This window comes from Microcoleus sp. BM001215392, assembly GCF_036700185.1.
GTDB lineage: Bacteria > Cyanobacteriota > Cyanobacteriia > Cyanobacteriales > Microcoleaceae > Microcoleus.
This window is the reverse complement of sequence record NZ_JAUBOJ010000334.1, coordinates 5,451-8,715: the sequence shown is the minus strand read 5'-3', so window position 1 is coordinate 8,715 and position 3,265 is coordinate 5,451. Positions and strand designations below refer to the sequence as shown.

3 protein-coding genes are annotated in these 3,265 nt (G+C 48.7%); 2 read left to right on the top strand and 1 reads right to left on the bottom strand.

The window, feature by feature from the left end; all coding sequences use genetic code 11:
* Window positions 1–173: 173 nt before the first annotated feature.
* A complete protein-coding gene (locus QT974_RS26725) occupies window positions 174–590 on the bottom strand; it encodes a hypothetical protein (RefSeq protein WP_333471436.1) in 417 nt (138 codons plus the stop codon).
* Window positions 591–844: 254 nt separating this feature from the next.
* Between QT974_RS26725 and QT974_RS26720 the strand changes: the two genes are divergently transcribed.
* Window positions 845–2,614, top strand: a complete 1,770-nt coding sequence (locus tag QT974_RS26720) for a S8 family peptidase (protein ID WP_333471435.1) — start codon at window positions 845–847, stop codon at window positions 2,612–2,614.
* A complete protein-coding gene (locus QT974_RS26715) occupies window positions 2,611–2,832 on the top strand; it encodes a hypothetical protein (RefSeq protein WP_333471434.1) in 222 nt (73 codons plus the stop codon). The genes QT974_RS26720 and QT974_RS26715 overlap by 4 nt, the downstream gene beginning before the upstream one ends.
* Window positions 2,833–3,265 lie beyond the last annotated feature (433 nt).

Here is a 3,265-nt window from a genome sequence, read left to right as displayed (position 1 = left end):
ACTAATAACTTATATGCGGTCATGCTTCTTCAGGCCTCAAAAACCAGATGCACCCTTATCACGTTTGTAGTGAGGACTTGAGTCCTCGGATTTTATGCGGACTGAAGTCCTCACTACAAACCAATTTAATACGGAAACTCATCTGATTCAGCAATTGCGCTGATTGGATAATCTTAGAGAAATCTCTGCAATTCCTGTTGCAAATACTTTGCCCATTTAGTTGCCAGAGGAACTTCTGTAAAAGGAACCTGCACCGCCGCAGCGTCTTTTAACAAAAATTCTAGGGCGATCGCATTTCCCGAATTCGGCGGCGATTCTAAATCTACCACGGCACCGTTAACTAAGAGCCGCAGCGACTGCACATTTTTTAAAGAAAAAGTTTGCAAATTCACAGGCCCGCTGCGAGTAGGTTTCCCCCAAGTCAAACAGTCTTCTTGCTGACCGAGTACAGCATAAATATCGTACTTTGCCTTGGCGAATTGTTCTGCCCAGACGCGATACGCTTCTAACTTTTGATACTCGTTCCATCCAGCCCAAGCCAGAGCAATAAAAAGTGCCAGCAGCGGCAGCCACATTAAACCTCTTTCCATGCAATATCCTTCTTGAAAATACTCCCGGTTTTGTTTGCCATCTCCTCTCATGATACAATTGATTGAACTTCTAAAACTTGCTCCGGAATTTAAAGTAGAAACTCCAGCAATTTTCCCTCGATCGACAACCACTGCCTAGAAATACCTAACGCCTGTGCGCGACTCATCCAGCAGCCGCCGCCGGTAAAACTGGCGATCGCACTGAAAATTGGGTTAATGTGGTGAACAAGCCTTCCCTAAACGGACGATCGGCCATGAAAAAGTTTTTCCTTCTGTGCTTATTTTTAATCGGGCTCGGCTGGGCAATTTCAAATTTCCCAGGACTGGCTACTCAAGGCACTTACGACTCGATAGTGCTGGATTTCCGCGAAGATATCGGTGCTGCCCAGATTGCCAAAGAAGTAAATGCGATCGCCCAACAGTACCAAATCGCACCGCAACTCAACAGCGAATTCTCAGCATCCGATAATGTCTATGTTGTCAAGGGATCTCGCACTTTGCTTTCGGCCCTGAAAAAATCAAATTTGGCTAAAGATACCGAATACATTGAACCGAACTACGTATACAGCGCTTTCGAGATTCCCAACGACCCCATGTATACCAAGCAGTGGAATCTGCGCAGCATCAACGTAGAATCTGCCTGGAACGAAACCAAAGGCAGCGGTACAACAGTAGCGATAATTGACACCGGCATTACCCCCGTTGCCGACTTAAAAGAAACCAAATTTGTACCGGGCTACGACTTTGTAAACGATCGCGCCGAAGCCTACGATGACAACGGCCACGGTACTCACGTCGCAGGTACAGTCGCCCAATCAACTAACAACAACTACGGCGTCGCTGGTATCGCTTACGAAGCAGCTTTAATGCCGCTCAAAGTATTAAGTGGCAGTGGTGGCGGTACAGTTTCCGACATTGCCGAAGCAATTAAATTTGCAGCAGACAACGGCGCAGATGTCATCAACATGAGTTTAGGCGGCGGTGGCGAAAGTCAGTTAATGGCAGAGGCGATCGACTACGCACACTCTAAAGGTGTAGTGATTATCGCAGCCGCAGGCAACTCCGGCGAAAGTTCCGCTTCCTATCCCGCCCGCTATCCCCACGTCATCGGCGTTTCCGCCCTCGGCCCCAACGAAGAAAAAGCCGATTATTCCAATTTCGGAGCAGGGGTTGACATTTCTGCCCCCGGCGGTTCCGAACTGGGCAAAATTCTGCAAAGTACGATCGACCCAGAAACAGGAACCGAAGTCTTTGAAGGCTACCAAGGCACCAGCATGGCTTCTCCCCACGTCGCGGGCGTAGCAGCCCTAATCAAAGCCTCCGGGATCGCAGAACCAGACCAAATTCGCAGCATACTCTTGCAGTCCTCGCGAAATGTCACAGAAGACCCCTTAAACCATTTTGGTTCGGGACATCTAGACGCAGGCGCAGCAGTTCAGCTAGCCCAGCGCGGACAAGTCAACTTCCGCGACTTCTTCCGCTGGCTGCGCGACAACGGCTATCTCAGCCCCCGCTTCTGGATTGACGGCGGTGCAGTCGCCCTGTTACCGAAAATTGCTATGGTGCTCGGTTCTTACCTGCTGGCTTTCATTTTGCGGAATTATTTCCCCTTCCAGTGGACTTGGGGCTTTTCCGGCGGCTTGATTGCTGGAAGTTCGGGGTTCTGTTTCCTGCGCAACTTGTTTGTCTTTGACTTGCCACAGTGGCCGATGAGAATCATGGGCAGTTCTATTCCCGAACTCGGCGGCGCAATTAACGGCAGCAGTATGCTCAATCCCTTATTTGCTAGCGTTTTGATTCCCGGCATTTTGATTGTTTTGCTGCTAGGACACAGAGAGTGGAAGTGGATTGCGATCGCCACTTCGATCGGCTTTGCTAGCTGTTTAGCAGTGAATGCTGTGCTCTATCCCTCAGTTTGGGGATTGGGAACAGGTTTAGTAGCACAAACATTCTTGATTGTCAATGCTTTGTTGTGTTTTGGATTGGCACGTTTAGCAATTAAAACAGAGGCGCAGTCAGCATGAGTATTACAGTCAAAGGCGAAATTGAACGCAAAGGATTAGGCCCGGGCACTTGGGCTTTAGTCGGCGAAGATGGGGAAACCTACGAACTTAAGGATGCTCCTTCTGAGTTGAAAAAAGCTGGTCTGAAAGTCAGCGTCAAAGGTGAAATCCGCAAGGATGTGATGACTTTTGCGATGATCGGGCCGGTACTTGAGGTGGAGTCTTTCGATCTGTTGTAGGTCGAAAGACTCGCTCCAGCTTCCGATCAAAAAAAAAACCCCGGCCATAATTGGCTGGGGTTTATTCATCAGGGTGCATCTACTAATTGAATCTCCGCCTCCACACCGCCTCTTTCAGGACAGTTTAGAGAATTTGTGTTAAAAGTTCGATCGCCCAAAAAAAAACCCGGCCAAAATTGGTCGGGAGTTAATTAATCAGGGTGCATCTACTAATTTAGTCTCCCGTAGCTGCGCGCTTGTTTCAGGACAGTTTGGATTTTTTACCGCAGAGGGCGCAGAGGGCGCAGAGGGAAATCAGGGAGGGATAAATAGTTCGCATACTAATGGATTTGACATGAAAGTTCGTTGGCGAATCCCTCGCAGAGGATCGCGCCCAATAAAAAACCCGGCCAAAAATTGGTCGGGAGTTAATTAATCAGGGTGCATCTACTAA

Coding starts and splice junctions, on each gene's coding strand:
- QT974_RS26725 (WP_333471436.1), bottom strand. CDS start 590: ATGGAAAGAGGTTTAATGTGGCTGCCGCTGCTGGCACTTTTTATTGCT.
- QT974_RS26720 (WP_333471435.1), top strand. CDS start 845: ATGAAAAAGTTTTTCCTTCTGTGCTTATTTTTAATCGGGCTCGGCTGG.
- QT974_RS26715 (WP_333471434.1), top strand. CDS start 2,611: ATGAGTATTACAGTCAAAGGCGAAATTGAACGCAAAGGATTAGGCCCG.